Consider the following 25,934-nt stretch of genomic DNA (forward strand, 5'->3'; position numbering starts at 1 on the left):
CGGTGGATTCAGGGCCGTCCGACCGGTAGTCCGGGTATGTACACGGTGGTGGGCTGTCGGGACTGCGGTGCGCTGAAACTCGTCGAGGGACGGCCCGAGACGACGCGCTGTCCGCGGTGTGGCCGGCGCTCGCAGTTCAAGAAGCTCCGCGCGTTCTACCGGAGCGAGGACGTCGACGCGGCCCGCGAGGCGCGGGCGCGCCTGCTGGCCCAGCGCGGGGGCAACGAGGCGGCGTACAACGAGGTGGGGTCGTTCGCGGACATCGACGAGGCGGCCGACGAGGCCGGGATGGACGACGAGGAGTACCTCGAACGCGCGGGGCTGGACGCCGACGAGGTGGCCGCCGCAGGGGAGCGCGCGGGACGGGGACGGGGGTCCTCGGGGAGCAGGAAGGACCGCGTCCTCGACGCCCTGCGTGCCCTCGACCGACCCACCGAGGCGGAGGTGGTCGAACACGCCGAGGAGAACGGCGTCCCCGCCGACTACGTGCGGACGGCGCTGGAGAAACTCCGCCACCGGGGGGAGGTGAGCGAGACGGGCGGGCGCTACCGACTGCTGTGAGCGCGAGCGACTCCGCGGGTCGGACCGTGGACCCGGACCCCGACCCACACGCGGAGTTCGACCCCGACGGGGCGGAGCCGGGACCGCCGACCAGCCTCGCGGACCTCTCGACGCTCGACCCGTGGCCCCTCGTCGTCGGCGCGTTCGTCGCCTGCGCGGGCCTGCTGATGCTCGGCCAACCGGTCCTCGGACGGGTCGCCCTCGGGGGCGTCCGCCTCCCGGCGTTCCTCCTCTCGACGGGCGTCCTCTCGGCGGGGTTCGCCCTCGGTGCGCTCGTGTACCTCCGACGAGGGAAGCGTCTCGTCGGCATCGGGCACGCCGTCGGCGCGGTGGGCTTTGGCTTCCTGTTCGTCGCCTCGGGCGTCGGCGTCGTGGCGCTGTGGCTCGGCATCGCCGCCCTCGTCGGCGGCGCCCTCTTCCTCGCGGGCGAGTCCCGTCGACTCGACTGATTCGACCCTTCCCGGCCTCGCCCCCGACGCTATATGTGAGTGCGTCACGATGCCACGCTCATGCCCGACTACGACTGTCTGGAGTACCGCGTCGAGGACGGGGCGGCGTGGGTGACGATGGACCGCCCCGACTCGCTGAACGCGCTGAACCCGACGCTCCTCGACGAACTGGAGGAAGCCATCGGTCGCGCGGAGGACGAGGACGGCGTCCGCGCGGTGGTCCTCACTGGACGGGGCCGGGCGTTCAGCGCCGGCTACGACATCGGGGCGGAGGAGGCCCACCGCTCGGTGGACGACCAGATACTCCACCAGCGGACGCACCTCGAAGCCATCTTCTCCGCGCGACTGCCCGTCGTCGCCGCCGTCGACGGCCCCGCGGTGGCCGGAGGGTGCAACCTCGCCGTCTGCTGTGACCTCACGTTCGCCACCGAGCGCTCGACGTTCGGCTACCCGGACATGCACTTCGGGGAACCGCCGCCGAACTTCGTCCTCCCGTTCGTGACGAACTCGCTGAAACACGCCCGCGAACTGCTGTACTCGGGGAAGACTGTCGACGCGCGCGAGGCCGAACGGATGGGGCTGGTCAACCACGTCGTCCTCGACGGGGGACTGACCGACGCCGTGGAGGAGGAACTGGCCCACATCCGCAAGACGCCGAGCACCGCCGTCGCCATCGCGAAGGACATGGTAAACGACGTGCAGGAGACGGGGGGCTATCGGCGCTACGGGCGGGTCGAGGAGTACGTCGGGGCGCTGACCATGGAGTCGGGGACGGCGAAGCGCTTCCGCGAGATACGCGACGAGGAGGGGCTGGAGGCGGCTCTGGAGTGGATGCACGGGACGGACAAGCCCTGACGCGGGCGGGCGCCGGGTCGGACCGCTCCCGGTCGGTCCCTCCCCGGCGAGAACCTGATAACCGGCGGCCGGTTCGTACATACGGGGCGACGACCAAGGCCGTTCCATGGAGCGAATCGAAGAGCAGACTACGCTGGTACAGGGGGTGTTGCTGGTCGTCGGGGCCGTCTTCTTCCTCTCGGAGGGGTTCGGCCTCTCCAGCCTCGCCGGGCAGGACCCGACGACGCTCGGCGTCGCAATCTACGGTCTCGCCTTCGTCGTCGCCGCCGCCGGGAGCCTCGTCGTCGGCAAGCGCAGGCAGGCGGCACTGCAGGTGACTGCCGCCATCGGGTTCACGGTGGTGCTCGTCGGGACACTCGCCGACCTCGGCCTCGCGGTGAGCGCCCTCGGGGCCGCACTCGTCCTCGCGCCCGTCCTCGTACAGGCGTACCTCAGAACCGCGAGGATGGGGGACCGACCGGAGCCGACGGAATCGGACGAGACGAGCGAGCCGAACGAGACGAAGAGTGACGACGACGCCGGCGCCGACGGCTGAATCGGCCGGGACGGCCGCTCAGCGCCCGAGTTCCTCGTGGGCGCTGGCGAGGTGGGAGGCGGCGAGCGCCCCGAGCAGGGAGAGTTCTCCGGCGAGCGTGCCGACGGCGATGACTTCCGCGAGGGCGTCGGCGTTCGTCCCGGGCGGGTCGCCGCCGCCGCGGACGCCGAGGACGTCCAGCGCCTCGCGCTGGGTGGCGAGTTTCGTCCCGCCGCCGACCGTCCCCACCTCGAGCGAGGCGAGCGTGACGCTCGCGTAGAGGTCGCCGTCGCGCACGTCGGCGGTGGTGATGGTGTTTGCGCCCTCCACGACCTGCGCGGGGTCCTGTCCGAGGGCGAGGAAGGCGGCGGCGACGACGTTCGCGGCCTGCGCGTTGAACCCGAGGGCACCGGCCTTCGCGGACCCGACGTGGTTCTTCCGCGTGTTCGCCTCCGCGATGGCTTCCGGCGTGGTCTTGAAGCGCTCTTCGACCTGTTCGCGCGAGAGCAGGACGTCCGCGCTGACGGTGCGCCCGCGCCCCTCGATGGCGTTGATTGCGGCGGGTTTCTTGTCCGTACAGAGGTTGCCCGAGAGGGCGACGAGGGCGGCGGGCGTCTCCGCCGCCACGACTTCGCAGGCGGCCTGCGTCGCGATGGTGGCCATGTTCATTCCCATCGCGTCCTTCGTGTCGTAGCCGAACCGGAGGAAGACGTTGTCCCCGACGACGTAGGGGGTGACGTCGCGCAGTTCGCCGTGGCTGGTCGTCGACTCCGCCGTCTCGCGCAGGGTCTCCTCGTTGGCCCGGACCCACGAGACCACCTCGCTCGCCTCGGCCACGTCGGCCACGCGAAAGACGGGCGCGCGGGTCATCTTCGACTTGAGGACGCGCGCCGTCGACCCGCCGGCGGCCCGGATGGCAGAACAGCCCCGGTTGACGGAGGCGAGGAGTGCGCCCTCGGTGGTCGCCATCGGGAGGTAGTGGGTGCCCGAGGCGGCCCCGCCGTTCACCGGGACGGGCCCGACGACGCCCATCGGCACCTGTGCGGCCCCGACCATGTTCTCGATGTTCGAGTTGGCCTCCGCGGCGTCGAAGGCGTAGTTCCCCACGGCGTCCAGGTCCGCGCCCGTCTCACGGGAGAGGAGGATCCGGCGGGCCTCGGCGGCGGTGTCGGCGTCGGCGTGGTCCTCGAGTTCGTGCAGTCTGAGGTCACCGTCGAGGACGCGGTCCGCGAGGGCCTCGGCGCTGGTCCCGTCGGCGTCGCTGTCGGTCATACGCGGGCCTCGGCGCGCGGGGGACTAACCGTTACGCATCGCCGTCGCCTCGCCGGGCACGCCACTCGCCCGCCAGCAGGCCGAAGTAGTGGGCGTCGTGGTACGCGCCGTCGGCGTAGCGTTCCTCGCGGTGGACGCCCTCCTCGGACAACCCGAGGGAGTCGACGAGGGCGCGCGAGGCGTCGTTGAACGCGAACACCCGGGCCGCCACCTTGTGTACCCCCAGGTGGTCGAACGCCCAGTCGAACAGGAGCGAACAGGCCTCGCGGGCGACGCCCGCGCCCTGCGCACGGGGCGTGACCCACACGCCGAGAGTGCCCACCTCGGTCTGGGAGTCCGTCCGGAGGGTGAGCAGGCCGGCGTACTCGCCCTCCCTCACGGCGACGAGGGCGACGTCCCCGCCCTCGCCGAACCCGTCGAGGAAAGACGCGACGTCCTCGCCGGTGAACGGGCCGGCCGGTCCCCCGCCGGGGATGCGAACCGCGGGGTCGTTCATGTCGCGCTGAATCGCATCGTGGTCCTCGTCGGCGACGGGGTGGAGGGAGACGCGCGTCCCCTCGGCGAAGGCGGGTCCGGGCATGGTCGTGGGTCGCGCAGTCGGCACATCAATCGCACGCAAGCGGGTTTGAAGTCCCGTCGCCGTCACGGTCGGGTATGGTGAGAATCGAGGACGATGCGGTCGTGTCGTTCGTGGAGGCACTGGAGGACGCCCGCTGTCCCGAGTGCGGCGCGGCCGTCGAGTGGCAGGTGAACCTCGATATCGACGGGACGACGTACATGGCGAAGCACTGCGGCAACGAGTACTACATGGTGCCCCACCACTACCGGTTCGTCGTCGACGAGGGCGACGCGGAGTCCGAGGACGGAGAGGAGGCGTAGCCGGGAGGAGGCGTGGGGAGTGGCTACCCTTTTGCCCACGCGCCACGCGCACCCGGTATGACTGCACCCGCGGACCGCATCTTCACGAACGCGGCGGTCCACACGCTGGCGGGAGACGACGGGGACGGAGAGCAGGCGGGCGAAGCGGACGCGGAGGCCGTCGCCGTCCGCGACGGGCGTATCGTCCGCATCGGGTCGGCCTACGAGGTGGCCTTCCTCGAAGGCGTCGGGACGGACGTGGTCGACCTCGCGGGCGGCGTCCTCCTGCCGGGGTTCGTCGACGCCCACACGCACCTGCCGATGGTCGGGCGGTCGCTGGTCCACGCCGACCTCTCGACGGCGGAGTCGCCCGACGACGCCGTGGCCCTCCTGCGCGAGTCCGCCCGCGACGACCGCGAGTGGATACTCGGCTACGGTTACGACGAGAGTTCGTGGGACGAGTCGCGCTACCTCACCCGCGAGGACCTGGACGGGGTGAGCGAGGACAGACCGGTGGCCGCCTTCCGCGAGGACATGCACACGGCGAGTCTGAACAGCGTGGCCCTCGACCGCCTCGCCGACTCGATGCCCGAGGGCGACGTGAAACGGGAGGGCGGCGAGGCGACAGGCGTGGTCGTCGAGGCGGCCGTCGACCCCGTCTTCGCCGCGACGGACCCCGACGCCGAAGGGATGCGTGACCTCGTCGTCGCCGCGCGGGACCGGGCGCACGAACTCGGCGTCACGGGCGTCCACGACATGGTTCGGAACTCCGCCGCGCCGCAGGTCTACCGGGAACTGGACGCCGCGGGGGAACTCGACCTCCGGGTGCGACTCAACTACTGGACCGACCACCTCGACTCGCTCGTCGACCTCGGGGTGCGGACGAACCACGGGACCGGGTTCGTCCGCGTCGGCGCGGTCAAGAGCTTCACCGACGGGAGTTTCGGGGCGCGGACCGCGAAGCTCTCGTCCCCCTACGAGGGGACCGACGAGGACGGCCAGTGGGTCGTCGACCCCGACGAACTCCGCGAGTTCGTCGCGCGGGCCGACGACGCCGGCCTGCAGTTCACCGCCCACGCCATCGGCGACGACGCCATCGAGACGGTCCTCGACGCCTACGCCGACACGGCGGACCCGGCAGGCGCACGCCACCGCGTCGAACACGCCGAACTGCTCACCGACGAGGCGGTCGGGCGATTCGCCGACCTCGACGTCGTCGCCTCCGTCCAGCCGAACTTCCTCAAGTGGGCGCGCGAGGACGGCCTCTACGAGGACCGACTCGGGCGCGAGCGGACGCGGGCGACCAACCGCTACCGGGACCTCCTCGACGCGGGCGTGCCCCTCGCGTTCGGGAGCGACTGCATGCCGATGGACCCCCTCCTCGGCGTCGAACAGGCCGTCACCGCGCCCGGGGAGTGCCAGCGCCTCACCGTGAGCGAGGCACTGCGGGCGTACACCCGCGGCGCGGCCTACGCCGCCTTCGAGGAGGACGAGGCGGGGACCGTCGAGGTGGGAAAGCGCACCGACTTCACCGTCCTCGCCGAGTCGCCGTGGGAGGTGCCCTCCGAGCGAATCGGCGACGTCGACGTGACCCACACCGTCGTCGACGGGCGGGTCGTCCACCGGCGGAACGACTAACCTGTCGGGCGTTCGACGTGGTGTATGGCCGAAGAAGCCCTCCTCTTCGCGCTGTTCGCCGCCTTCGCCGTCGGCGCACCGCTGGTCCTCTACGCCCTCGTCCGCGACGAGCAGTCGCGGCGGACCGTCGAGTCGACCGACTGGGAGAACGCCGAGCGCGCCGCCCGGAAGGACACCCGAGAGGGACGTGACGACCGACGCCGGGTCGAGTGACTCGACCAGTACCTGTCGGGTGACGGTGGGGGTGCGTCCGAGCGTAGCGTTTACCGACCGTCGACGACCCGCCGGACCCGTTCGAGGGAGAACCGGCGCGTGGCGACCCGGGCCGCCACGAGTCCGAGGAGGAGGGCGGCGACTCGCGTGACGAACGAGGCCGTCCCCCCGCCGGGGAACACCTCGTCGGCGACGACGATGCCGACGAAGTCCACCGCCGCGAACGCGAGGAACCACAGCGAGACGTGCCACAGTCCGCCGACGCCGAAGTCGAGCGCGACGGCCGCACCGACGAGGAGGGCGACGACTGCCTCGACGGCGAGCGTGAACGCGAGGGTGTTCGTCGGGTCGGGTGCGAGAAACAGCGAGAGGAGGTACGCCGCCGGGAGTGCGGCCAGCAAGGTGAGAGGGACGAGCAGCCAGTCTGCACGGGACACGTCGGCACGGTGTGACCGGGGGCGAAAGGCAGTTTCGGCGGACGATCAGGACAGCATCGACTCGCCGGTCATCGCCTCGGGCGTCTCGATGTCCAGCAGTTCGAGGAGGGTGGGGGCGATGGCGGCCAGTCCCGCGTCGTCGCGGAGTGCGTACTCTCGCTGCCCCTCCGCGGACCCGAGGAGGACGGCGGGCACGGGGTTCGTCGTGTGTGCCGTGTGCGGGTCGTCGGGTGTCCCCATGTCGTCGGCGTTGCCGTGGTCGGCGGTCAACATGACGGCCGCGCCCGCCTCGCGGAGCGCGGGGACGAGGCGGCCCACCTGTTCGTCCACCGCCTCACAGGCCGCGACGGCGGCGTCGAAGTCGCCCGTGTGACCCACCATGTCCGCGTTCGCGTAGTTGAGCACGAGGAGGTCCGGGTCCTCGGTCTCGACCACCTCGATGGCCGTGTCGGTGAGTTTCGGCGCGCTCATCTCGGGCTGTTGGTCGTAGGTCGGCACGTCGGGACTCTCCACGATGCGCCGGCGTTCGCCGTCGAACTCCACCTCCCGGCCGCCGTTGAGGAAGTAGGTGACGTGGGCGTACTTCTCGGACTCGGCGAGGCGGGCCTGCGTCCACCCTCGCCCGGCGACGACTTCACCGAGGGTGTCCGCTGGTTGGGTCGGCGGGAACGCGACGGGGAAGGTAAACGTCTCGTCGTACTCGGTCATCGTCACGAGGTGGACGTCCGGTGGGTCGGTCTCGAACTCCCACTCGGGGCGGACGTCGCCGAGCATTCGCACCAGTTGGCGGGCGCGGTCCGACCGGAAGTTGACGAAGACGATCGAATCGCCATCGTCCAGCGCGGGCCCGCCCGCGACCAGCGTCGGTTCGACGAACTCGTCCGTCTCCCCCCGTTCGTACGACGACTCGACCGCCTCGACGGCGCTCGCGGCCTCGTGTGGTGCCTCGCGGTGGACGATGGCGTCGTAGGCCCGTTTCGTGCGCTCCCAGTTCGTGTCGCGGTCCATCGCGTAGTAGCGCCCGCAGACGGTCGCCACGTGCCCCGTCCCGTGGTCCTCGGCGACGGCCTCCAGTTCGCGGAGGTAGCCCGTGCCGCCCTTCGGGGCGGTGTCCCGGCCGTCGGTGAACGCGTGGGTGACGGCCTCTATTCCCCGGTCGGCGGCGAGTTCGACGAGTGCGTGGAGGTGCGTCTGGAGGGAGTGGACGCCGCCGTCGCTGACGAGGCCCATGAAGTGAACCTGCCCCCCGTGCTCGCGGGCGTGGTCGAACGCCCCCCCGAGCGCTTCGTTTTCGGCGATGTCGCCCGACTCGATGGCGTCGGAGATGCGCGTCGAGTCCTGTTTCACCACCCGGCCGGCGCCGATGGTGAGGTGGCCCACCTCGCTGTTGCCCATCTGGCCGTCGGGGAGGCCGACCCATCGGCCGTGCGTCGAGAGGGTGGTGAACGCCCCGGACTCGCGGTAGTCGTCGACCGTCGGTGTGTCGGCCGCGCTCACGGCGTCGCGCCCGCCCGTCCCGGGACCGTACTCGTCGTCGACGCCCAGACCCCACCCGTCCAGAATCACGAGGGCCGCTCTCATTGTCGAGGGGAGTCCGGCCGAGGTAAAGAGCGTTCGGAGGTCGACTCAGCGCTCCCGCTTCGCCTCCCGTCCGAGGTGCTTCTCGACGGCGTCGACCTTGTCCCTCGCACGCTGGTCGCTCGTGCGCTTGTCATCTATCTTCAGGAACGTGCTCACCCGGTCGCCGTCGACGGCGGTGTGGGCTGCCTCCACCGCGTCGAGGAGTTCGCCGATGGTGTCGGCCTCGATGACCGTCCCCATCGGGTTCGTCTCGTAGCTCACGTCGAAGTCGTCGAGGGCGGCGACGGCCTTCGCCACCTCCTCGCTCATGCTCCCTTCGACCACGGGCGCCACGCTCAGCATCGCGATGACTGTCATGGACGGGGTACGCCGGTCGGGGGCAAAACCGTGGGGGTGGTCGGCGTGCCCGAGGACTCAGATGGGTGAAACGGCGATTTGTCGCTCGGTAGCACACTTATCAGCCCGAGACGAGAAATGACCATGCGCACGACAGGTCGAACCCTCGCGGTGGTGGCCCTCGTCTGCTGTCTGGTCCTCGCCGGCTGTTCGGGGATGGGTGGCGACGGCGGGGCCGGCGACGGCGCCCAGGAACGGCAGGCCGGAGACGGTCCCGGAAGTGGGAGTAGCGGCGGTGACGGCGGCGGCGCGCCCGCGCAGGGCGAGGCGGAGACGGGTGGGTCAGTCGGACAGGTCGCCGCCTCGCAGGCGCTGATACGGACCGGGACGGCTAATCTGAACGTCTCGGACTACGACGCGGCGCGGGCGAACCTGACGGCGGCCGCGACGGCGATGGGCGGGTTCGTCGCCGACTCGAAGGAGCGCTCCCACGAGGTGGGCAACGACTCGTTTACGACGGGCACCGTCGTGTTCCGCGTCCCGTCGGAGAACTTCACGGCGTTCTTCGACGCGGTGACGGCCGAGGGCGAGGTGCTGTCGGCGACAACGACCACCGAGGACGTCACCGACCAACTCGTCGACATCGAGGCCCGCCTCGCCAACGAACGCGCCCAGCGCGACCGGTTGCGCGCGCTCTACGAGAACGCGAGCGACACCGAGGACGTCCTCGCGGTGAGCGAGAAGCTCTCCGACGTACAGGAGACCATCGAGCGCCTCGAAGCGCGCCTCCGGGCGCTCGAGGGTCGCGTCGCGCTCTCGACGGTCACCGTCGAACTGCGCGAACCCAGACCCGAACCGGCGACCGAACCGCAGGCCTCGTGGTACGACACGGCGGTCGTCGACGCGTTCGTCTCCTCGGTCGGCGGGGTGGGGACGCTCCTCCGGGCGACGGTTGTCGGCCTCGCGTACGCGCTCCCGTACCTGCTGGTGGTGGGCCTCCCGCTCGTCGGCGGCCTCCTCGCGGTCCGGCGGTTCCGGTAGGTCCGTCGCGCGGGAACGTTCTTGCCCCGGGCGGGCGACTGGGTGCTATGACCGACGTGCGCAGGGTGACTGCCAACGGGTTGACCTTCGAGTACCGCCACGCGGGCGACCCCGACGGCCGACTCGCGCTCTGCCTCCACGGATTCCCCGACGACGCGGGGACGTTCGACCCGCTCCTCAACCGACTGGCCGACGCGGGCTACCACGCCGTCGCACCGTACATGCGGGGCTACGGCCCCACCGACCGCGCCCCGGACGGCGACTACTCGGCGCTCGCGCTGGGACGTGACGCCCTCGCGCTCGTCTCCGAACTCGACGGGACGGACGAGACGGTGCTCCTCGGCCACGACTGGGGGGCCGCGGCGTGTTACGTCGCGGCCGCCCTCGACCCCTCGGCGGTCGGGTCGCTCGTCACACTCGCCGTCCCGCCCAACTTCGGCCACCGCCTCCGCGAGCATCCCCGCCAGTGGCTCCGGTCGTGGTACATGGCGGCCTTCCAGTTCCCCGGGAGCGAGCGCCTCCTGCGGATGGCCGACTACGCGCTGGTGGAGTTCCTCTGGTCGACGTGGTCGCCGGGGTGGGATTACCCCGAGGCGCGCCTCGACGCGGTCCGGGACACCCTCCGAACGCCGGGGAGTACGACGGCCGCCCTGGAGTACTACCGGCAGTCGCCGCCGTTTCGCGCCGGTGGGCCGCCAGCGCGCTTCGATACGAGCGCGCTGGTCCTCCACGGTGCCGACGACGGCTGCATCGGCCCCGAACTGTTCGCGGGGGCGGGCGAGGCGTTCACGGGCGAGCGCCGGGTCGCGCGGGTGCGGGAGGCGGGGCACTTCCTGCACCGCGAACGCCCCGACGTGGTCGCAGCGGAGGTGCTGGACTGGCTCGCGTGAGTCGGACGTGCGGCGGCTATATGTCCACATCTCACGACTCGGTGGTATGAACGACGTCGTGCCGGGGTCGGACGAGGGGGCCCGGAGCGCCCGCCTCGCACGAATCGAGGAGGTGCTCCGCGCCATCGTCCGGGAGGCCCGCGCGGAGAAACTCACCTTCATGGCGGGCAGCATCGCCTACCACGCCTTCGTCTCCCTGCTCCCTCTGCTCGTCCTCCTCATCGCCGTCTTCTCCTCGTTCGGCATCTCGCTGGAGGCGGGCATCGCCTCGCTCACCCGCGCGATGCTCACCGAGGAGGCGGGGACGGCGCTGGTCGAGCAGATAACGAGTTCCGAGCAGTCGGCGGGCCTCTCGGCGCTCGGCGGCCTCGTGCTCCTGTGGGGGACGCTCCGCATCTTCCGCGGTCTCGACACCGCCTTCTCGGACATCTACGAGTCGGAGGCCGAGAACACCGCCCTCGACCAGTTCGCGGACGGCCTCGTCGTCCTCGGGACGTTCGCGGTGGCCATCGTCGCCGCCAGCTACGTCGGCGGTCGCCTCCCCGTCTACGGCGCGGGACTCCCTGCCGTCGCGCTCCGGCAGGCGATTCTCGTCGTCGGCCTCGCGGTGACGTTCTTCCCGATGTACTACGTCTTCCCCGACACGGACGTGAGCGTCGTGGAGGTGCTGCCGGGGGTGCTGGTCGCCGCCGTCGGCCTGACGACGTTCGCCACGCTGTTCCAGTACTACGTCGAGTTCTCCAGTCAGGGGTCGAGTTCGAACGTCGTCGCCAACGTCGTCCTCCTGTTGACGTGGCTCTACTTCTCGGGGCTGGTCATCCTGCTCGGCGTGGCGGTCAACGCCGTCCTCTCGAACCGGAGTCGGGACGTGAGCATCGACCCCGTGTTCGGGGGCGTCCCGCGCGGCCACGACCGACCGCTGGCCGACCGGGAGACGCTGGTCCGCGAACTGGACCGCCTCGCCCGCCTGCTGGACGACGACCCCGAGTCGGTCACCGTGGTCGTGGACGGCGAGGAGGTGGCCCTCCACCCGCCCCAGTCGCTGACCGTCGACGAGTCCCCGGAGTTCGGGTTCGGAGACGACGCGGTGTCGGTCGAGTTGCGGTGGACGCCACGCGAGATGCGAACGGAGCGAAGCGAGTGAGCGTCTCGCAGAGCGAGCGGTGAAACCGCGAGCAGAGGGGGAGTGTTCGGAGCGAACGGAGTCCTCGTGTGCCGAGCGAGCGGGAGCCGACGCGACCGAGCAGTCGGCCCGCCCGACGGTCCCGGGCGAGGTGGACGCGGAGAAACGCTCTTGCTCGCGGGCCGCTTTCACGTTTGGAATGGACGACAGGAACGCGCTGTCCCGGCGGGCGGCGCTCCGGGTGGGCGGCGCGCTGGTGGGAGTCGGTGGACTCGCGGGCTGTAGCTCCCTGCCCTTCGTCGGGGCGACCCCCGACCCCCAGTACACCGACTGGCTCTACGCGCCCGACGAGGCCGGCGTCGGGGACTACGGGTTCACGCTCCTGCGACCGGCCGCCCTCGCGGAGCGCGCGGAGGACATCGGCCCGCTCGCGTACGAGCGTGTGCGCCGGGTCGGGGAGTCATTTCTCGACCTCGTCGACGTCGACTTCGAGGCCGTGGACTCGCTGCTGTTCGTCGGTGCGGATCGCTCGTCAGTAGTCCTACAGGGGGAGTACGACCGGGAGGACGTCCGCGCGGAACTGGGGTACGACGACTTCCGGCGGGTCGGCGAGACAGAGAGCGTCGGCGTCTACCTCCCGCCGGAGGGCGACCGGGTCGTGGGCGTCGCCGACTCGTATCTCGCGTTCGCCGAGGGAGGACCGGACCCGCGGGCGGCCGTCGAGCGACTCGTCGAGACCCAGGCCGGTGAGGTGCCGCGGTACGTCGACGCGAGTTCCACCGTCCGGACGCTGACCCGGTCGCTCGGAGACGGGACGGTCCTGTTCGGTGCGCGCGCGAGCGGCCTCCCCGGACGCGACACGGAGGCGGGCCGGTTCGAGGGGCAGGTCGCCTCGGGCCTGCGGTTTACGGTCCCGGAGGAGGAGGAGGAGGAGCGAGTGGCGTTCCTCCGCCTCTACGTCTTCGACGGCGAGCGGGCGGTCCCGACCGACGCCGTCCGGGCGTTCGTCGAGGACAACCGAGGGACGGGCGAGTCGTTCGACGACGTGGAGGACGTGGCCGTCGCCGCCGACGGGCGGACCGTCCGGGTCACCGGCGGCCTCAACGTGCGTGACTTCGTCGCGACGCTGTTCCCCTGACCGGCCGCCGACTCAGAGGTAGGCGTCGTCGTACGCCTCGCTCGAGCGCGGTTCGTGGGTGTTCCCGCACTCGGTGCACTCGACGCGCTCCTCGTTGTCCATCGCGGTCTGGAGCGACCCGCAGTTGCTACAGTAGAACCCGAAGCGTTCATCGAACGACTCGTCGCTGTAGGCGGGGAAGAACGCACCCACGGTCCCCGACCGGCCGTCCTCGTCGTCGACGAACACCGTCTCGCCGTCCTCGGTGGTCGCCCGGCGCGTCCCGTCGGTCCGCTCGGTGTCGGGGAACGAGGTGGTCTCGTCGTCCCTCGCGTCGGTGTCGGCGTCCGTCTCGGCCTCCTCGTCGGCCTCGCCGTAGACGTACTCGACGAACTCCTCCTCGCCGATGGTGAGGTCGCGTTCGCTCACCTGCTCGAAGTCGAAGGACTCGAAGAACTGGTGACCTTCGGTGTTCGCCTCCAGCGTGTTGGCGCGCACGCGGTCGACGCCCCTGTCGCGCAGGTGCTCCCGGACGGCCTCGAACAGCGCCGTCCCCGCCCCGCGCCCCTGCAGTTCCGGGTCGACGAACAGCCACCGGACGGTCCCGGTGTCGCCGTCGACGGTCCCCTCGACGACGCCGGCGACGCGCCGGTCGCCGTCCGGCCCCTCCACCTCGGCGACGAGGGCGACGACGTCGTCCCGGCCGATCCACTCGCGGATCTGGTCCTCGCCGAACCGCGCCTCGACGATGCCGTCGAGTTGCTGCGGGCTCAGGGCGTACGACGCCGTCAGGGTGCTGTCGGCGATCTCTCGGATGCGCGCTACGTCTCCGTCGGACGGCTCTCTGACTGTTGTGGTGTCGGTCATGGTAGAGGTACGGTGAGTTGCGACTCGTGGTTCGACGGTCGCAGTACATCGTGGCGTAGACGCGTCGGACGGATAGGGGAGGCCCCTGCAATTGCAGGCCTCCCCCGACCGGGTGGCGGCCGCCACGAGAATCGGCCCGAACGCGGGGAAAGAGGTAAGTAGGAGTTCTCAGCTCGCGGGCATCGTCCCGATGGGTGAGGTAAAGCCGCTTTCGTCCTCGCTGTCAGTCATGTTCGGGGGACAGCGAGGGGCGACCGACGGGGGACGGACCGACCGCGGACCGGGGGCGGAGGGGGGCGGGGTCGGACGATGAGCCAGACCCGGAGCGCGGACCCGGTGGTCACGGCGTCGCCGGGGGAGGTGGACGAGAGCGACGTCGCGGAGACGGAGACGACGGAGGCGGCGGACGCGGCAGAAGAACCGGACGAGGACGACCTGTTCGACCTGCTCAGCAACCGGCGGCGGCGATACGCGCTCCACTACCTGAAACAGCGAGGCGGGACGGTCGAACTGCGGGACCTGGCCGAACAGGTCGCCGCGTGGGAGTACGACTCGGCGGTCCGGGACCTCGACCGGCGGGAGCGAAAACGGGTCAAGACGGCGCTCCACCAGTTCCACCTGCCGAAGATGGACGACGTGGGCGTCGTCGAGTACGACGCCCGCCTCGGGCGGGTCCGTCCCGCCCCCGCCGCGTCGGACCTCGAGTGCTATCTCGACGTCGTCGCGGGCGGTGACCTCCCGTGGAGCGGCTACTACCTCGGACTGTCCGTGCTCTGCGGGGTCGTCGTGGGACTCGCGTGGGCCGGCGTCCCGCCGTTCGGCCTCGTTCCCCCGCTGGGGTGGGCGGCGGTCGTCGTCGCGGTGGTCGGTGCCTCCGCGGTGGGACACGGCTACCACAGTCGACAGCGCCGACTCGGCGCGGACGGTCCCCCGCCGGAGGTCAGGCGATGACTCGCCCGGCCCCGCCGAGACCGAGTCCGAAGCGGTGACCCGCCGGGTGGATGGATGGGCGTTCGACGACGGACGCGCCGGCGGACGCTCGAACTCGGCGCGCTCCTGGTGGTGGTGGCCGTCGCCCTCCCACTCGTCGGCGTGGCCGTCCCGGAGGCCTTCGGGGTCGACGAGGGGTACCTCGTGCGACCCGGGAGCGGACCGGGCGTCGACGTGGCCGACGTGGTCCTCGTCGACCGGGTCCCGCCCGAGGCCGTCCACGTCGGCGACTCCATCGCGTACCGGGTCGCCGGGGCCGACGGCGACGCGCGGGTAGCGACGGCCAGGGTCGAAGCCGTGCTCGGCCGCGAGGGCCGAATCAGGTTCCGGACGGCGGGTGGAGAGCGGGCGACGGTCCCGGGCGACCGACTCGTCGGCCGGGTCGTCCTCCGTGTGGCCGCGGTCGGGGGGCGACTCCACCCCCTGACGGCCGCCGATGCCCACGTTCGTACATCGGCTCACGCCGGTGAAAATATCAGTCAGTAATATCGTGCGTCTGACTCACATAGACCCATGAGCCGCCGAGAGGGAGCGACCGCGGGGGTCGAGGAGACCATCGACCTGCTCGTCCGTAGACACGAGTTCGTGAGGTGTCTCCGCGAGCGACCGCTGGAGAAGCGGGCGATGACCGACGAACTGGGGGTCTCGCGGTCGACCGTGGACCGCGCGATGCGGGAACTCGAGACCGCCGGAATCGTCGAGTTCGTCGACGGGGCGTACGCGGTGGCCCCGTTCGGGGAAGTCGTCGCGGAGGCGTACGCACGGCTCGAAGAGACCATCGACGTGAGCTGGAGGCTCGAACCCATCTACCGGTGGGTGTCGCCAGAGGACTTCGACGTCGACCCGCGACTGCTCGCGGACGCCGACGTGTACGTGCCGCGACCGGGAGACCCCTACGCGCCCATCAACCGGCACGTCGAGACGATACGGGAGATGGACACCTATCGCGGCGTCATCCCCGCGACCGGTCAGCACGCGACGGAGGCGGGCGGCGAAGCCGTCCTCGAGAACGGCGCACGGGCCGAGCTAGTGGTGACCCACGATGTGGCTGCGACGCAGCGGTCTTCTGGATACGCCGACACCATGGGGAAGATGATCGAGAGCGAGCGGTTTCGACTGCTCGTCACGCCACGAGGGACGCACGTCCCGTACGCGGTCCACGTCTTTGACGAGGAAGTGGTCCAGATAATCGTCCACGACAGCGACGAACCGCGGGCCATGCTCGAGTCCGACTCGCCCGCCGCCCGCGAGTGGGCCGAGGAAACCTACCGGGAGTACCGCGAGGTCGCCGAACCCATCGAATTCTGAGTCGGGCGATACCTCACTCGGTCCCGAGCGGTCGGGCCGACTCACGGAACTCCCGATAGGTCGCCTTCGCCCACCGCCTGACCGCGGGGTTCCGCGTCTCCAAGACCGCGTGCGGTTCGTTTTCCCGGGTGACGCCGACCTGGACGGTGTCGTCGAGGACGCCGAGGTAGAACGGAATCGGCTCCTCGGTAACACGACACTCGTACCGGCCGGTCGCGGTCATCGCCTCGTACAGCGGGCGGTACGGGGTGTCGCCCCGGTAGAGGTCTGCGACCCCCGGCGTGACCACCGACTCTGCCCGCGCGCCGCCGTCGACGACCGTCTCGTGGCCGACCTCGTAGGCGTGGAGGCCCGTCACGGGCAGGAGCAGGCGGTGGTCGTCGGTCTCACGGAGCCGTTCGACGTGCAGGTTGATCATCGCGTGCGGGTCGCTCGGCTTCGAGACGGCGAGGGTGGCGTCCGAGAGGTGGAGGGGGTCGACGTCGAGCGCCGGGGGCGCGACGCTGAGGAACGGTTCCAGTCGCTCCGCGACGGCTACTCGCTCGACGAAGACCGAGTAGCCGTCCGCGACCGTTCGGCCCAGCGGCGTGAGGCCGTATTCGCCGTCCTCGTAGTCGACGAGGCCGTGTCGCTCCAGATCACGGATTCCACGATCGACGGTCGACCGCGAGACGCCGAGGTCGGTCGTGAGCTGTCGTTTGTCGCGTCGTCCGTCGAGGAGACACTCGACGAGGGCCTCGCGGCGACGGACGGTCCGGACGACGGCGCGCGCCACGTCGGAGTTCGACATCGTCTGTGGACGACGCGTTCGTCGCGCGACAGATAGCTGTACCGCCGCGTTTCGGGACGTGTCGGTCGAAACGAACACCGACCGTCGGGCCTTGGGAATGGGGAGTCGTCCTCCCGAGAACCAGACCCCGAGAGGTCGTCAGACGACGTGGCGGGGGACTAAACGGTTCCTCAATTCCATCTGATATCCGGTTCGTCGCGAGTGTCCTCCGGGGATCGGGGACGAGCGCTACCGCCGACCTCTCTGCAAAATAACAGGACGATTACGGCGCTGAATCGGTCGTTAGACGGGTGCTCGACGGCTCGAGCGAACCACCCGTCGAGCGCGTCGCCGAGGATAAGACATTAGACATATTAAAAAGTATCTCAGGCTACCGTTAGAATCCCCAACACCGTTAATAGCTAACTGACGATGAGTTGGCTCCTCACTCGATGACAGTCCAGAGAACTGTACGACGGGTTCGTCCGCGGATCCGCCGGCCCGTGACCGGCCGACGGCAGGTGTCGGATGAGTAGCGAAGATTCCCCCGACGAGAGGGCGTCGCTTCCGACGAGTCAGTACGCCCCCGGATCGAAGGAGGGGGCGCTAGAGGGCCTGGAGACGTCACGACGCGACGTCCTCAAGGCCGGGGTGTCGCCCCGTCGGTGTTCGGCGCGGGCCAGTTCTCCGCACCGAGGACCCGTTCAGCCCAGCTACCGGGACCGTCCCCGACGAACCCGCGGCGGGCGGACAGGTCCGCCACTTCGACGTCCACGTCATCGAGGTGCCCACCCGACCGAGCATGGTCGTCGAGTCGGAGTCCCGCACCTGGACTGTCTCGATGGACGGCGTGGACGGCGTCGCGGACGCCGGCGACGGGGGACCGACCCGCCGTCTTCCTCGCCGTCTCGACCGACGGCGGCCTCGCGGCCACGCTGACCGGGAACGTCGGCATCGTCGTCGACCTCGGGATAGTCGACGGCATCCCGCTCACGTCGCTCCTCGAGGCGGTGGGCGAGGACCAGCAGTAACCCGCCCCTCGGAGCGCCTCCGACCACGACCGCTTTTCCTCGACGCGCCCCACGCGGGCGTATGGACTGTCCGAACTGCGGCGACGACCTCGTCCCGTTCGCGGAACTGCCCGACGACCTGCGCGAGCGACTGGAGGCCGACCCGGACCGCGGGCGGCAGTCGGTGGCCCACCGCCGCCGGAAGCACACCGCCTGTCCCGACTGCACGCTGGAGATACACGGCTGTGGCCAGCCCTACGCGGTTCCGACGGACGCGGTGAGCCAGTAGTTCGGCCTACCGGGCGACGAACCGAGCGATCCAGACGATGGGGATTACGGGTATCGCAAGCCCCGTCACGAGGAGGAAGACGGCGACGAGTACCTTCTCGGCCGTACTGGAGTCGTGCCAGATGGACCGCCACATGTCGTCTATCGCCGTCGCCATCCGCTGGACGAGTTGTGCCATACGAGAGGGGAGACGCGGGAGACAGGTGAACGCTGGGCCTGACTGTGCGGGTGCGGTGCGCTCCTCTCGCGGGGGCGCGTGCACGCGAAGAAACCGATATGCGCCGCTTGGCGAGTTGTTTCGAGAGAAGTGCACTGACTGGGATTTGAACCTCGGTCGCTCCTTCCAGTCGCTCCCTGCTTCAAATCCAGAGTACACGTAGTCGTGACAGCGTTCCGCGCCGAGATGAAACTCGGCGCGGTCGTGAAGTCGGAGAAGTGCACTGACTGGGATTTGAACTCACTCGCTCACTGCGTTCGCTCGCTGTTCAAATCCAGAGTGCAGACACACAAACCCGTGAGTGACGCGGAGATGGAACTCCGCGTCGGGTGGGTTTGAGAGAAGTGCACTGACTGGGATTTGAACCCAGGTTGTGACCATGGCAAGGTCACGTGATACCACTACACTATCAGTGCGCGTCCTTCGCATTCGATTCGAGGGTGGTGAGGAATAAAAACGTACCGGAGTCGTGCCCTCTTCGTCCCCTCGTCGCATGGGACACTCTCGCACCAGGAACCCTCGTGTGAGGCCCTCTCAGTCGAGTAGCGGAACGCTACCCTTTTACGGGCGCGTCGGAAAGAAGCGGCACAGTCTCGTGTACAGCGAGGAAGCGTTACGGCATGACACGAACCGTACTCGTGCCGTCGTCGCTGGTCCGGGAGTCCCGTGACAAACGGGAGGCCACACGCAAGTTGGGCTACGTCGCCCGCGCGGCGACGATATTCCGGGTCGACCGCCTCGTCGTCTATCCCGACCGGGATGGCGAACGCAGGTGGGGCGGCGGGTTCGTTCGCACCGTGTTGGCCTACGCGGCCACACCACCCTACCTCCGAAAGGACGCGTGGGGTCGGCGCGACGAGCTAGAGTACGTCGGCGTGCTGCCGCCGCTCCGTGCTGTCACGGAGACCGGCTCCGGATCGGACGATTCGGGGTCGTTAAGACAGGGAATCGTGACCGAGGTCGGACCTGACGGGCGCGTCCGGGTCAATTGCGGCATGCAACACCCAATCTCCCTCAACGTCCCACCGGAGATGGTGGTCGAGGAGGGAGAGCGCGTTACCATCAGGGTATCTTCGCGAGAACCGCTCCGCGCTCGCATCGTGGACGCGCCCGTTCCGGGCGTGTCGGTGCGGGAGGCGGAGTTGGCGACTGCGCTCTCGTGGCCCGACGCGGGCGTCCGAATCGCCGCGTCGCGTCACGGTGAGCCGTTGAGCGTCGCGCGACTGGGCGAACTCGCTCCGCGCGTGCGCGACGGGTTCACCGCGACGTTCGGGGCCCCCGAGCGCGGGTTGCCGGAGATACTCGGCGTCACCCCGGAGTCGGTGTCCGCACCGACAGGGGACGACGCCAGCGACGACGCAACCGCGACACCGCGGTCTGACGAACCCACAGATGGGTTCGACCTCTGGCTGAATACGGTTCCACACCAGGGCAGCGAGGTGATACGAACGGAGGAGGCTCTGTTCGCCACGCTCTCGCCGCTCAACCTGGAGTAACACAATGCCACAACCAAGCAGACCACGCAAAGGCTCGATGGGCTTTAGCCCGCGCGTCCGTGCGTCGAGCGAGGTGCCACGGATCAGCACCTGGCCCGACGACGACGGACAATCGGGGGTTCAGGGCTTCGCCGGCTACAAGGCCGGGATGTCCCACGTCGTTCTCATCAACGACGAGCCCAACTCGCCCCGCGAGGGGATGGAGGAGACCGTCCCTGTCACGGTCGTCGAGACCCCGCCGATGCGGGCGGTGGCCCTTCGAGCCTACGAAGACACGCCGTACGGCCTGCGACCGCTGACGGAGGTCTGGACCGACGAGTTCCACGAGGACCTCGAACGGGCCATCGACCTCCCCGAGCAGGGCGACGGCCAGGAACAGCTCATCAGGGATGCGGCGGAATCCGGCGACCTCGGGGACGTGCGTCTCATCACGCACACCGTCCCGAGCGAGGTGCCCGGCATCCCGAAGAAGAAACCGGACGTGATGGAGACGCGCGTCGGCGGCGGGTCGCTGCAAGAGCGCGTCGACCACGCCTTCGACCTCGTCGGCGAGGGCGGCGAACACTCGGCCTCGGACGTGTTCCGGGCCGGCGAGTTCGTCGACGTCGCCGGCGTCACCTCAGGGAAGGGGACGCAGGGTCCCGTCAAGCGCTGGGGCGTCCAGAAGCGCAAGGGCAAACACGCCCGTCAGGGCTGGCGGCGCCGCATCGGTAACCTCGGCCCGTGGAACCCCTCGCGCGTGCGCTCGACGGTCCCCCAGCAGGGGCAGACCGGCTACCACCAGCGCACCGAGCTCAACAAGCGCATCATCGCCATCGGCGACGAGGACGTCTCGCCGTCGGGCGGCTTCGTCAACTACGGCGAGGTCGGTGGGCCGTACATGCTCGTGAAGGGCTCCCTGCCGGGGCCCGACAAGCGCCTCCTGCGCTTCCGCCCGGCCGTCCGGCCGAACGAGCAGCCGCGCCTCGACCCCGAGGTGCGCTACGTCTCCACGGAGAGTAACCAAGGATGACACGAGTACACGACCTGGACGGCGGCGAGGCAGGCGACGTGGACCTCCCGGAGGTCTTCGAGACGCCGTACCGCCCGGACCTCATCCGGCGGGCCGTTCGTGCCGCCCAGGCCAACCGCAAGCAGGACTACGGGTCGGACCCCTTCGCCGGGTTCCGGACCCCCGCGGAATCGTTCGGCAGCGGGCGCGGCATGGCCCACGTCCCCCGTGAGAACGGGCAGGGCCGCCGCGTCCCCCAGACGGTGAAGGGGCGCCGCGCCCACCCGCCGAAAGCCGAGAAGGACCGCACGGAGAAGGTCAACAAGAAGGAGCGCAAGCTCGCCGTCCGCTCGGCCATCGCGGCCACCGCGGACCCCGAACTCGTCCGCGAGCGCGGCCACCAGTTCGACGACGAGCTCGAACTGCCGCTGGTCGTCTCCGACGACTTCGAGGACCTCGTCAAGACGAAGGAGGTCGTCTCCCTGCTCGAGGAGCTCGGCGTCTACGCCGACATCGAGCGCGCGGACGACGGAAAGAAGGTACGTGCTGGGCGCGGGACGACCCGCGGCCGCAAGTACAAGCGCCCCAAGTCCATCCTCTTCGTGACCAGCGGCGAGCCGTCGAAGGCCGCCCGCAACCTCGCGGGGGTCGACGTCGCCACCGCACGCGAGGTCAACGCGGAGGACCTCGCGCCGGGCACCCACGCGGGTCGCCTGACCGTCTTCACCGAGTCTGCACTCGAGGAGGTCGCAAACCGATGAGTACGCGAGCACGCTCCGCGCGCTCTCTACTCATCACGTCCACCGGAGGTGAGAACTGATGAGCATCATCAAGTACCCCAACGTCACGGAGAAGGCGATGAACGGCATGGACTTCGAGAACAAACTCGAGTTCGTCGTCGCCGCCGACGCCCACAAGCCCGAGATTCGGGAGGCGTTGGAAGAGCAGTTCGACATCAGCATCGTCAGCGTGAACACGCAGGTCACGCCGAGAGGGACCAAGAAGGCCACCGTGCGCCTGTCGGAGGACGACGACGCACAGGAAGTGGCCTCCCGCATCGGGGTGTTCTGAGATGGGACGCCGAATCCAGGGCCAGCGACGTGGTCGCGGGACGCCGACGTTCCGTGCACCGTCGCACCGCTACAAGGCTAACCTGTCCCACCGGAACGTCGAGGACGCCGACGTGGTCAGCGGGACCGTCGTGGACATCGAACACGACCCCGCCCGCAGCGCGCCCGTCGCCGCGGTCGAGTTCGACGACGGCGACCAGCGTCTCGTCCTCGCGCCCGAGGGCATCGCGGTCGGCGACCAGATTCAGGTCGGCGTGAGCGCCGAAATCGCTCGCGGGAACACGCTCCCACTGCGGGAGATCCCCGAGGGCGTCCCCGTCTGTAACGTCGAGCGCCAGCCCGGCGACGGCGGGAAGTTCGCCCGTTCGTCGGGCGTTTCGGCCACGCTGCTGACCCACGACCGCAAGGCCGCGGTCGTCCAGCTACCGAGCGGCGAGATTCGCCGCCTCAGCCCGGACTGCCGGGCGACCATCGGCGTCGTCGCCGGTGGCGGTCGGACGGAGAAGCCGTTCGTCAAGGCCGGGAACAAGCACCACAAGATGCGCGCCCGCGGGACGAAGTGGCCGCGCGTCCGCGGTGTGGCGATGAACGCCGTCGACCACCCGTTCGGTGGCGGCGGCCGCCAGCACCCCGGCAAGCCGAAGAGCGTCTCGCGAAACGCCCCGCCCGGCCGGAAGGTCGGTGACATCGCGTCCCGCCGGACCGGCCGCGGGGGTAAAGGAGGAAGGGACAAATGAGCACGGACTACCAGCTCGGTCGCGACAAGGACGAGGAGTTCACGTACCGCGGCCACACCCTGGAGGAACTGCGCGAGATGGACCTCGCGGAGTTCGCGGAACTGCTTCCCGCCCGCAAGCGGCGAACCATCGAGCGCGGCCTGACCGCAGAGCAGGAGAAACTGCTCGAGAAGGCTGACAAGCGCGACGCGCAGACGTCCGCGAACAATCCGATTCGCACGCACCTGCGCGACATGCCCGTCGTTCCGGCGTTCGTCGAGAAGACGTTCGCCGTCTACAGTGGGCAGGAGTTCGAACGCGTCCGAATCGAGCCCGAGATGCTCGGGCACTACCTCGGCGAGTTCGTCCTCACGCGCACGTCCGTCGAGCACGGTCAGGCGGGCATCGGGGCGACGCGCTCCTCGAAGTTCGTCCCACTCAAATAATATGGGAATCAGTTACAGCGTCGACGCCGACCCGGACACGACGGCGAAAGCCATGCTCCGGGAGCGTCACATGTCCCACAAGCACAGCAAGGAGATCGCCCGCGCCATCAAGGGGATGACCACGGCGGACGCAGTCGAGTACCTCGAAGCGGTGCTCGACGGCGAGCGCTCGGTCCCGTTCAAGTCCCACAACTCCGGCGTCGGACACCGCTCCGACATCGACGGCTGGGACGCCGGACGGTACCCCGAGAAGGCGACGAAGGCGTTCCTCGACCTCATCGAGAACGTCGTCTCGAACGCCGACCACCAGGGGTTCGACGGCGACTCGATGGAGATCATGCACGTCGCCGCCCACAAGGTCGGCGAGTCCCCCGGGCGAAAGCCCCGCGCGTTCGGTCGCGCGACGGCGTGGAACACGCCGCAGGTGGACGTCGAGATGATCCTCCAGGAGGTCGAGAACTGATGGCCGACGAACACGAGTTCATCGAGAACGGTCTGCAGCGGACCCAGATCGACGAGTTCTTCGGCGACGAACTCGCCCGCGCGGGCTACGGCGGCATGGAGGTCGCCAAGACCCCGATGGGCGTTCAGATCGTCCTCAAGGCCGAGAAGCCCGGGATGGTCATCGGCAAGGGCGGGAAGAACATCCGCAAGATCACGTCCGAACTGGAGAGCCGCTTCGACCTGGACGACCCGCAGATCGACGTGCAGGAGGTCGACGAACCCGACCTCAACGCACAGATCGTCGCGGACCGACTGGCCAACGCACTGGAGCGTGGCTGGTACTTCCGCAAGGCGGGTCACACGACCATCGACCGCATCATGGACGCCGGCGCGCTGGGCGCCGAGATCGTCCTGAGCGGGAAGGTCACGGGCGCGCGCTCGCGCGTCGAGAAGTTCAACCGGGGCTACATCAAGCACAACGGCGAACCCGCCGAGTCCATCGTGGACGAGGGGCAAGGCGTCGCCGTGATGAAACTCGGGACCATCGGCGTGACGGTCAAGATCATCCCGCCGGAGGCCGAACTCCCCGACGACTTCCGGATCCAGGAAGACGCGGACATCTCGGAGCTCATCGTCGAGCCCGAGGAGGGCGAGGGCGTCGAGGAACTCCTCGAGTCCGAACCCGGCGAGGCCGACGCCGAGGAGACCGAACCGGTCACCGAGGCGGAGGTCGACGAGGACGCACCCCCGACGGCCGAAGAGGAGGTCGTCGAGGAGGAGGTCCTCGACGAAGAGCAGGAGATCGCGACCCCCGAGGGCGACGAGGACATCGAGGAGGAACTCGACGACCTCGAAGAGGCCGTCGAGGGCGAACTCTCCGAGGACACCGAGGCAGCGGCCGAGGACCTCATGGAGGAGATGGAGGCCGAGGACACCGAGGAAGCCCCCGTCGAGGAGACGGTCGAGGGTGACGACGAGTCCGCCGGCGGCGCCGACGAGGAGGCCGACGCCCCCACCACCGACGTCAAGGACGAATCCGCCGACGAGGCGGACGACGAGTCCGACGACGACGAGGAGGTGGAGGAGTAATGGCCATCCTGCACGTCGACGAGATTCGCGACATGACGCCCGCCGAACGGCAGGCCGAACTCGAGGAGCTCGAGACGGAACTGCTCAACGCCAACGCGGTGCAGGCGGCGGGTGGTGCCCCGGAGGATCCGGGTCGCATCACGGAGCTTCGCCGGACCATCGCCCGGATCAAGACGATTCAGGGCGAGGAAGGCGACAACGAGGAGGACGACGAATAGCATGCTGACCGCCGAGACCCTCACTCGACACGAACTCGCCGGCCTGCGCGTGCGGGTCGTCGAGTCGTCGGACCCGACGCTCGTCGGGGTCGAGGGCGAGGTCGTCGACGAGACGACCAAGACCCTCTCGGTCGCCCGCGAGGGCGAGACGGGGTCTCGGCTCGTGCAGGTGCCGAAGGCCGTCGCGACGTTCGAGTTCGAACTCCCCTCGGAGGACGGCGACACGGAGTACGTCGTCGTCGAGGGCGAGCGACTCGTCGCGCGACCGGCCCGACGGACCGAGCACACAGGTGATTCACGATGGCAATAGGACTGAACGTACCGGAACCGGAGGAGACCTGCTCCGACCCCAACTGCCCGTTCCACGGAACGCTCTCCGTGCGCGGCCAGCTGGTCGAGGGGCGCGTCGCCTCCACATCCATGGACAAGACCGTCGTCGTCGAGCGAGAGTACGACGTTCGGGTGCCCAAGTACGACCGTCTCATGAAGCGACGGTCGCGCATCTCCGCGCACCACCCGGACTGTCTCGACCTCTCGGAGGGCGACACGGTTCGTATCGCAGAGACTCGACCGCTCTCGAAGACCAAATCGCACGTGGTCGTCGAGCTCGTCGAGGAGGCCGAAGTGTCGGGTGGCATCACCGCCCCCTCCACGGAGGCCGCAGAGAACACCTCGGGTGCAGTGACCGAGGGCGCATCCGACGACCGCAGCACGGAGGGTGAGAACTGATGCAGGCGCTCAACGCCGACGTCACCCAGGGCCTGGAGAAGGGTTCGCTCATCAACTGCGCCGACAACACCGGCGCGCGCGAACTCAAGGTCATCAGCGTCTCGGGCTACCACGGCACCAAGAACCGCCACCCGAAGGCGGGACTCGGTGACAAGGTCACCGTCTCGGTGACCAAGGGGACCCCGGAGATGCGCCGTCAGGTGCTCGAAGCCGTCATCGTCCGCCAGCGGAAGTCGATCCGCCGTCCGGACGGGACGCGCGTCAAGTTCGAGGACAACGCGGCGGTCATCGTCGACGAGAACGAGGACCCCCGCGGGACCGAGATCAAGGGTCCCATCGCTCGCGAGGTCGCAGAGCGCTTCGGGAGCATCGCCAGCACGGCGACCATGATCGTCTAACCA

36 protein-coding genes and 1 tRNA gene are annotated in these 25,934 nt (G+C 69.6%); 27 read left to right on the forward strand and 10 right to left on the reverse strand.

Annotated features, from left to right (window positions below; all coding sequences use genetic code 11):
• The first annotated feature begins 36 nt into the window (after positions 1-36).
• The 4 genes from NKG96_RS13315 to NKG96_RS13330 all read left to right on the forward strand — a co-directional run bounded on the left by NKG96_RS13315 (position 37) and on the right by NKG96_RS13330 (position 2,400).
• A complete protein-coding gene (locus NKG96_RS13315) occupies positions 37-561 on the forward strand; it encodes a DUF5817 domain-containing protein (protein ID WP_254535469.1) in 525 nt (174 codons plus the stop codon).
• Positions 558-1,010 carry a hypothetical protein gene (locus NKG96_RS13320; protein WP_254535470.1) on the forward strand — a complete coding sequence of 151 codons (453 nt, stop codon included), beginning with the start codon at positions 558-560 and terminating at the stop codon, positions 1,008-1,010. Before NKG96_RS13315 ends, NKG96_RS13320 begins: the two co-directional genes overlap by 4 nt.
• Positions 1,011-1,070: 60 nt before the next feature.
• Positions 1,071-1,865 carry an enoyl-CoA hydratase/isomerase family protein gene (locus NKG96_RS13325; protein WP_254535471.1) on the forward strand — a complete coding sequence of 265 codons (795 nt, stop codon included), beginning with the start codon at positions 1,071-1,073 and terminating at the stop codon, positions 1,863-1,865.
• Positions 1,866-1,971: 106 nt separating this feature from the next.
• The gene (locus NKG96_RS13330; protein ID WP_254535472.1) at positions 1,972-2,400 is read left to right on the forward strand and encodes a hypothetical protein; all 429 of its coding nucleotides are present in this window, start codon (positions 1,972-1,974) and stop codon (positions 2,398-2,400) included.
• An 18-nt stretch (positions 2,401-2,418) separates the two neighbouring features.
• On the opposite strand, the gene hmgA is transcribed toward NKG96_RS13330, so the two are convergent.
• Together hmgA and NKG96_RS13340 are read right to left on the reverse strand one after the other, a co-directional pair.
• Positions 2,419-3,651, reverse strand: coding sequence for a hydroxymethylglutaryl-CoA reductase (NADPH) (gene hmgA, locus NKG96_RS13335; protein WP_254535473.1), 1,233 nt, complete (start codon positions 3,649-3,651; stop codon positions 2,419-2,421).
• A gap of 31 nt (positions 3,652-3,682) precedes the next feature.
• A complete protein-coding gene (locus tag NKG96_RS13340) occupies positions 3,683-4,231 on the reverse strand; it encodes a GNAT family N-acetyltransferase (protein WP_254535474.1) in 549 nt (182 codons plus the stop codon).
• A gap of 74 nt (positions 4,232-4,305) precedes the next feature.
• On the opposite strand from NKG96_RS13340, the gene NKG96_RS13345 reads away from it, so the two are divergent.
• From NKG96_RS13345 to NKG96_RS13355, 3 genes are read left to right on the forward strand one after another with little or no spacing between them, the layout of a single operon-like run.
• Complete coding sequence (locus NKG96_RS13345) at positions 4,306-4,530, forward strand: hypothetical protein (protein WP_254535475.1); 225 nt, start codon at positions 4,306-4,308, stop codon at positions 4,528-4,530.
• Between the two features lie 57 nt (positions 4,531-4,587).
• Positions 4,588-6,147 carry an amidohydrolase gene (locus NKG96_RS13350; RefSeq protein ID WP_254535476.1) on the forward strand — a complete coding sequence of 520 codons (1,560 nt, stop codon included), beginning with the start codon at positions 4,588-4,590 and terminating at the stop codon, positions 6,145-6,147.
• A 24-nt stretch (positions 6,148-6,171) separates the two neighbouring features.
• Positions 6,172-6,360, forward strand: coding sequence for a DUF8143 family protein (locus NKG96_RS13355; RefSeq protein WP_254535477.1), 189 nt, complete (start codon positions 6,172-6,174; stop codon positions 6,358-6,360).
• Between the two features lie 50 nt (positions 6,361-6,410).
• On the opposite strand, the gene NKG96_RS13360 is transcribed toward NKG96_RS13355, so the two are convergent.
• From NKG96_RS13360 to NKG96_RS13370, 3 genes are read right to left on the reverse strand one after another with little or no spacing between them, the layout of a single operon-like run.
• A complete protein-coding gene (locus tag NKG96_RS13360; protein WP_254535478.1) occupies positions 6,411-6,797 on the reverse strand; it encodes a hypothetical protein in 387 nt (128 codons plus the stop codon).
• Between the two features lie 45 nt (positions 6,798-6,842).
• Positions 6,843-8,378 carry a 2,3-bisphosphoglycerate-independent phosphoglycerate mutase gene (gene gpmI / locus NKG96_RS13365; protein WP_254535479.1) on the reverse strand — a complete coding sequence of 512 codons (1,536 nt, stop codon included), beginning with the start codon at positions 8,376-8,378 and terminating at the stop codon, positions 6,843-6,845.
• Between the two features lie 45 nt (positions 8,379-8,423).
• Positions 8,424-8,735, reverse strand: a complete 312-nt coding sequence (locus NKG96_RS13370) for an MTH1187 family thiamine-binding protein (protein ID WP_254535480.1) — start codon at positions 8,733-8,735, stop codon at positions 8,424-8,426.
• A gap of 123 nt (positions 8,736-8,858) precedes the next feature.
• Between NKG96_RS13370 and NKG96_RS13375 the strand changes: the two genes are divergently transcribed.
• The 4 genes from NKG96_RS13375 (at position 8,859) to NKG96_RS13390 (ending at position 12,906) form a co-directional block, all read left to right on the forward strand.
• Complete coding sequence (locus NKG96_RS13375; RefSeq protein ID WP_254535481.1) at positions 8,859-9,755, forward strand: DUF4349 domain-containing protein; 897 nt, start codon at positions 8,859-8,861, stop codon at positions 9,753-9,755.
• A 47-nt stretch (positions 9,756-9,802) separates the two neighbouring features.
• Complete coding sequence (locus tag NKG96_RS13380; RefSeq protein ID WP_254535482.1) at positions 9,803-10,645, forward strand: alpha/beta fold hydrolase; 843 nt, start codon at positions 9,803-9,805, stop codon at positions 10,643-10,645.
• Between the two features lie 46 nt (positions 10,646-10,691).
• Positions 10,692-11,789 (forward strand): YihY/virulence factor BrkB family protein, encoded by a 1,098-nt coding sequence (locus NKG96_RS13385; protein WP_254535483.1) that lies wholly within the window; start codon positions 10,692-10,694, stop codon positions 11,787-11,789.
• A 178-nt stretch (positions 11,790-11,967) separates the two neighbouring features.
• Entirely contained in the window at positions 11,968-12,906 is a 939-nt protein-coding gene (locus NKG96_RS13390) for a hypothetical protein (protein ID WP_254535484.1), read from the forward strand.
• Positions 12,907-12,918: 12 nt separating this feature from the next.
• Here NKG96_RS13390 and NKG96_RS13395 read toward each other — a convergent pair whose 3' ends face one another.
• Entirely contained in the window at positions 12,919-13,752 is an 834-nt protein-coding gene (locus NKG96_RS13395) for a GNAT family N-acetyltransferase (protein WP_254535485.1), read from the reverse strand.
• 309 nt (positions 13,753-14,061) lie between these two features.
• Here NKG96_RS13395 and NKG96_RS13400 point away from each other — a divergent pair, with 309 nt between their 5' ends.
• From NKG96_RS13400 to NKG96_RS13410, 3 genes are read left to right on the forward strand one after another with little or no spacing between them, the layout of a single operon-like run.
• A complete protein-coding gene (locus tag NKG96_RS13400) occupies positions 14,062-14,703 on the forward strand; it encodes a DUF7344 domain-containing protein (RefSeq protein ID WP_254535486.1) in 642 nt (213 codons plus the stop codon).
• A gap of 54 nt (positions 14,704-14,757) precedes the next feature.
• Positions 14,758-15,228 carry a hypothetical protein gene (locus tag NKG96_RS13405; protein ID WP_254535487.1) on the forward strand — a complete coding sequence of 157 codons (471 nt, stop codon included), beginning with the start codon at positions 14,758-14,760 and terminating at the stop codon, positions 15,226-15,228.
• A 27-nt stretch (positions 15,229-15,255) separates the two neighbouring features.
• Positions 15,256-16,050: a helix-turn-helix transcriptional regulator gene (locus NKG96_RS13410; protein ID WP_254535488.1), complete on the forward strand. Its 795-nt coding sequence runs from the start codon at positions 15,256-15,258 to the stop codon at positions 16,048-16,050.
• Positions 16,051-16,063: 13 nt separating this feature from the next.
• Here NKG96_RS13410 and NKG96_RS13415 read toward each other — a convergent pair whose 3' ends face one another.
• Together NKG96_RS13415 and NKG96_RS13420 are read right to left on the reverse strand one after the other, a co-directional pair.
• A complete protein-coding gene (locus NKG96_RS13415) occupies positions 16,064-16,840 on the reverse strand; it encodes a helix-turn-helix transcriptional regulator (RefSeq protein ID WP_254535489.1) in 777 nt (258 codons plus the stop codon).
• A gap of 619 nt (positions 16,841-17,459) precedes the next feature.
• Entirely contained in the window at positions 17,460-17,774 is a 315-nt protein-coding gene (locus tag NKG96_RS13420; RefSeq protein ID WP_254535490.1) for a hypothetical protein, read from the reverse strand.
• Between the two features lie 137 nt (positions 17,775-17,911).
• Here NKG96_RS13420 and NKG96_RS13425 point away from each other — a divergent pair, with 137 nt between their 5' ends.
• The gene (locus NKG96_RS13425) at positions 17,912-18,118 is read left to right on the forward strand and encodes a hypothetical protein (protein ID WP_254535491.1); all 207 of its coding nucleotides are present in this window, start codon (positions 17,912-17,914) and stop codon (positions 18,116-18,118) included.
• A gap of 6 nt (positions 18,119-18,124) precedes the next feature.
• Here the strand turns inward: NKG96_RS13425 and NKG96_RS13430 are convergent, their stop codons facing one another.
• Complete coding sequence (locus NKG96_RS13430) at positions 18,125-18,295, reverse strand: hypothetical protein (RefSeq protein ID WP_254535492.1); 171 nt, start codon at positions 18,293-18,295, stop codon at positions 18,125-18,127.
• Between the two features lie 384 nt (positions 18,296-18,679).
• Positions 18,680-18,750 (reverse strand) — tRNA-Gly (locus tag NKG96_RS13435).
• Positions 18,751-18,954: 204 nt separating this feature from the next.
• Between NKG96_RS13435 and NKG96_RS13440 the strand changes: the two genes are divergently transcribed.
• Genes NKG96_RS13440 through NKG96_RS13495 form a run of 12 tightly spaced genes read left to right on the forward strand, consistent with a single transcriptional unit; the run spans position 18,955 to position 25,931 of the window.
• The gene (locus tag NKG96_RS13440; RefSeq protein ID WP_254535493.1) at positions 18,955-19,830 is read left to right on the forward strand and encodes a putative RNA uridine N3 methyltransferase; all 876 of its coding nucleotides are present in this window, start codon (positions 18,955-18,957) and stop codon (positions 19,828-19,830) included.
• Positions 19,831-19,834: 4 nt separating this feature from the next.
• The gene (locus NKG96_RS13445; RefSeq protein WP_254535494.1) at positions 19,835-20,842 is read left to right on the forward strand and encodes a 50S ribosomal protein L3; all 1,008 of its coding nucleotides are present in this window, start codon (positions 19,835-19,837) and stop codon (positions 20,840-20,842) included.
• Positions 20,839-21,582, forward strand: a complete 744-nt coding sequence (rpl4p, locus tag NKG96_RS13450) for a 50S ribosomal protein L4 (RefSeq protein WP_254535495.1) — start codon at positions 20,839-20,841, stop codon at positions 21,580-21,582. Before NKG96_RS13445 ends, rpl4p begins: the two co-directional genes overlap by 4 nt.
• 58 nt (positions 21,583-21,640) lie before the next feature.
• A complete protein-coding gene (locus NKG96_RS13455; RefSeq protein ID WP_368409259.1) occupies positions 21,641-21,892 on the forward strand; it encodes a 50S ribosomal protein L23 in 252 nt (83 codons plus the stop codon).
• Between the two features lies 1 nt (position 21,893).
• Positions 21,894-22,628 (forward strand): 50S ribosomal protein L2, encoded by a 735-nt coding sequence (locus tag NKG96_RS13460; RefSeq protein ID WP_254535496.1) that lies wholly within the window; start codon positions 21,894-21,896, stop codon positions 22,626-22,628.
• On the forward strand, positions 22,625-23,053 hold the full coding sequence (locus NKG96_RS13465) for a 30S ribosomal protein S19 (protein WP_254535497.1): 429 nt from the start codon (positions 22,625-22,627) through the stop codon (positions 23,051-23,053). Before NKG96_RS13460 ends, NKG96_RS13465 begins: the two co-directional genes overlap by 4 nt.
• A gap of 1 nt (position 23,054) precedes the next feature.
• On the forward strand, positions 23,055-23,516 hold the full coding sequence (locus tag NKG96_RS13470) for a 50S ribosomal protein L22 (protein ID WP_254535498.1): 462 nt from the start codon (positions 23,055-23,057) through the stop codon (positions 23,514-23,516).
• Positions 23,516-24,586 carry a 30S ribosomal protein S3 gene (locus tag NKG96_RS13475; protein WP_254535499.1) on the forward strand — a complete coding sequence of 357 codons (1,071 nt, stop codon included), beginning with the start codon at positions 23,516-23,518 and terminating at the stop codon, positions 24,584-24,586. Before NKG96_RS13470 ends, NKG96_RS13475 begins: the two co-directional genes overlap by 1 nt.
• Positions 24,586-24,804, forward strand: coding sequence for a 50S ribosomal protein L29 (gene rpmC, locus NKG96_RS13480; protein WP_254535500.1), 219 nt, complete (start codon positions 24,586-24,588; stop codon positions 24,802-24,804). Before NKG96_RS13475 ends, rpmC begins: the two co-directional genes overlap by 1 nt.
• Position 24,805: 1 nt before the next feature.
• Positions 24,806-25,114 carry a ribonuclease P protein component 1 gene (locus tag NKG96_RS13485; protein ID WP_254535501.1) on the forward strand — a complete coding sequence of 103 codons (309 nt, stop codon included), beginning with the start codon at positions 24,806-24,808 and terminating at the stop codon, positions 25,112-25,114.
• Positions 25,105-25,533: a 30S ribosomal protein S17 gene (locus NKG96_RS13490; protein ID WP_368409260.1), complete on the forward strand. Its 429-nt coding sequence runs from the start codon at positions 25,105-25,107 to the stop codon at positions 25,531-25,533. Before NKG96_RS13485 ends, NKG96_RS13490 begins: the two co-directional genes overlap by 10 nt.
• Positions 25,533-25,931, forward strand: coding sequence for a 50S ribosomal protein L14 (locus tag NKG96_RS13495; protein WP_254535502.1), 399 nt, complete (start codon positions 25,533-25,535; stop codon positions 25,929-25,931). Before NKG96_RS13490 ends, NKG96_RS13495 begins: the two co-directional genes overlap by 1 nt.
• Positions 25,932-25,934 lie beyond the last annotated feature (3 nt).

The organism is Halomarina litorea (assembly GCF_024227715.1).
Classification (GTDB): Archaea; Halobacteriota; Halobacteria; order Halobacteriales; family Haloarculaceae; genus Halomarina; species Halomarina litorea.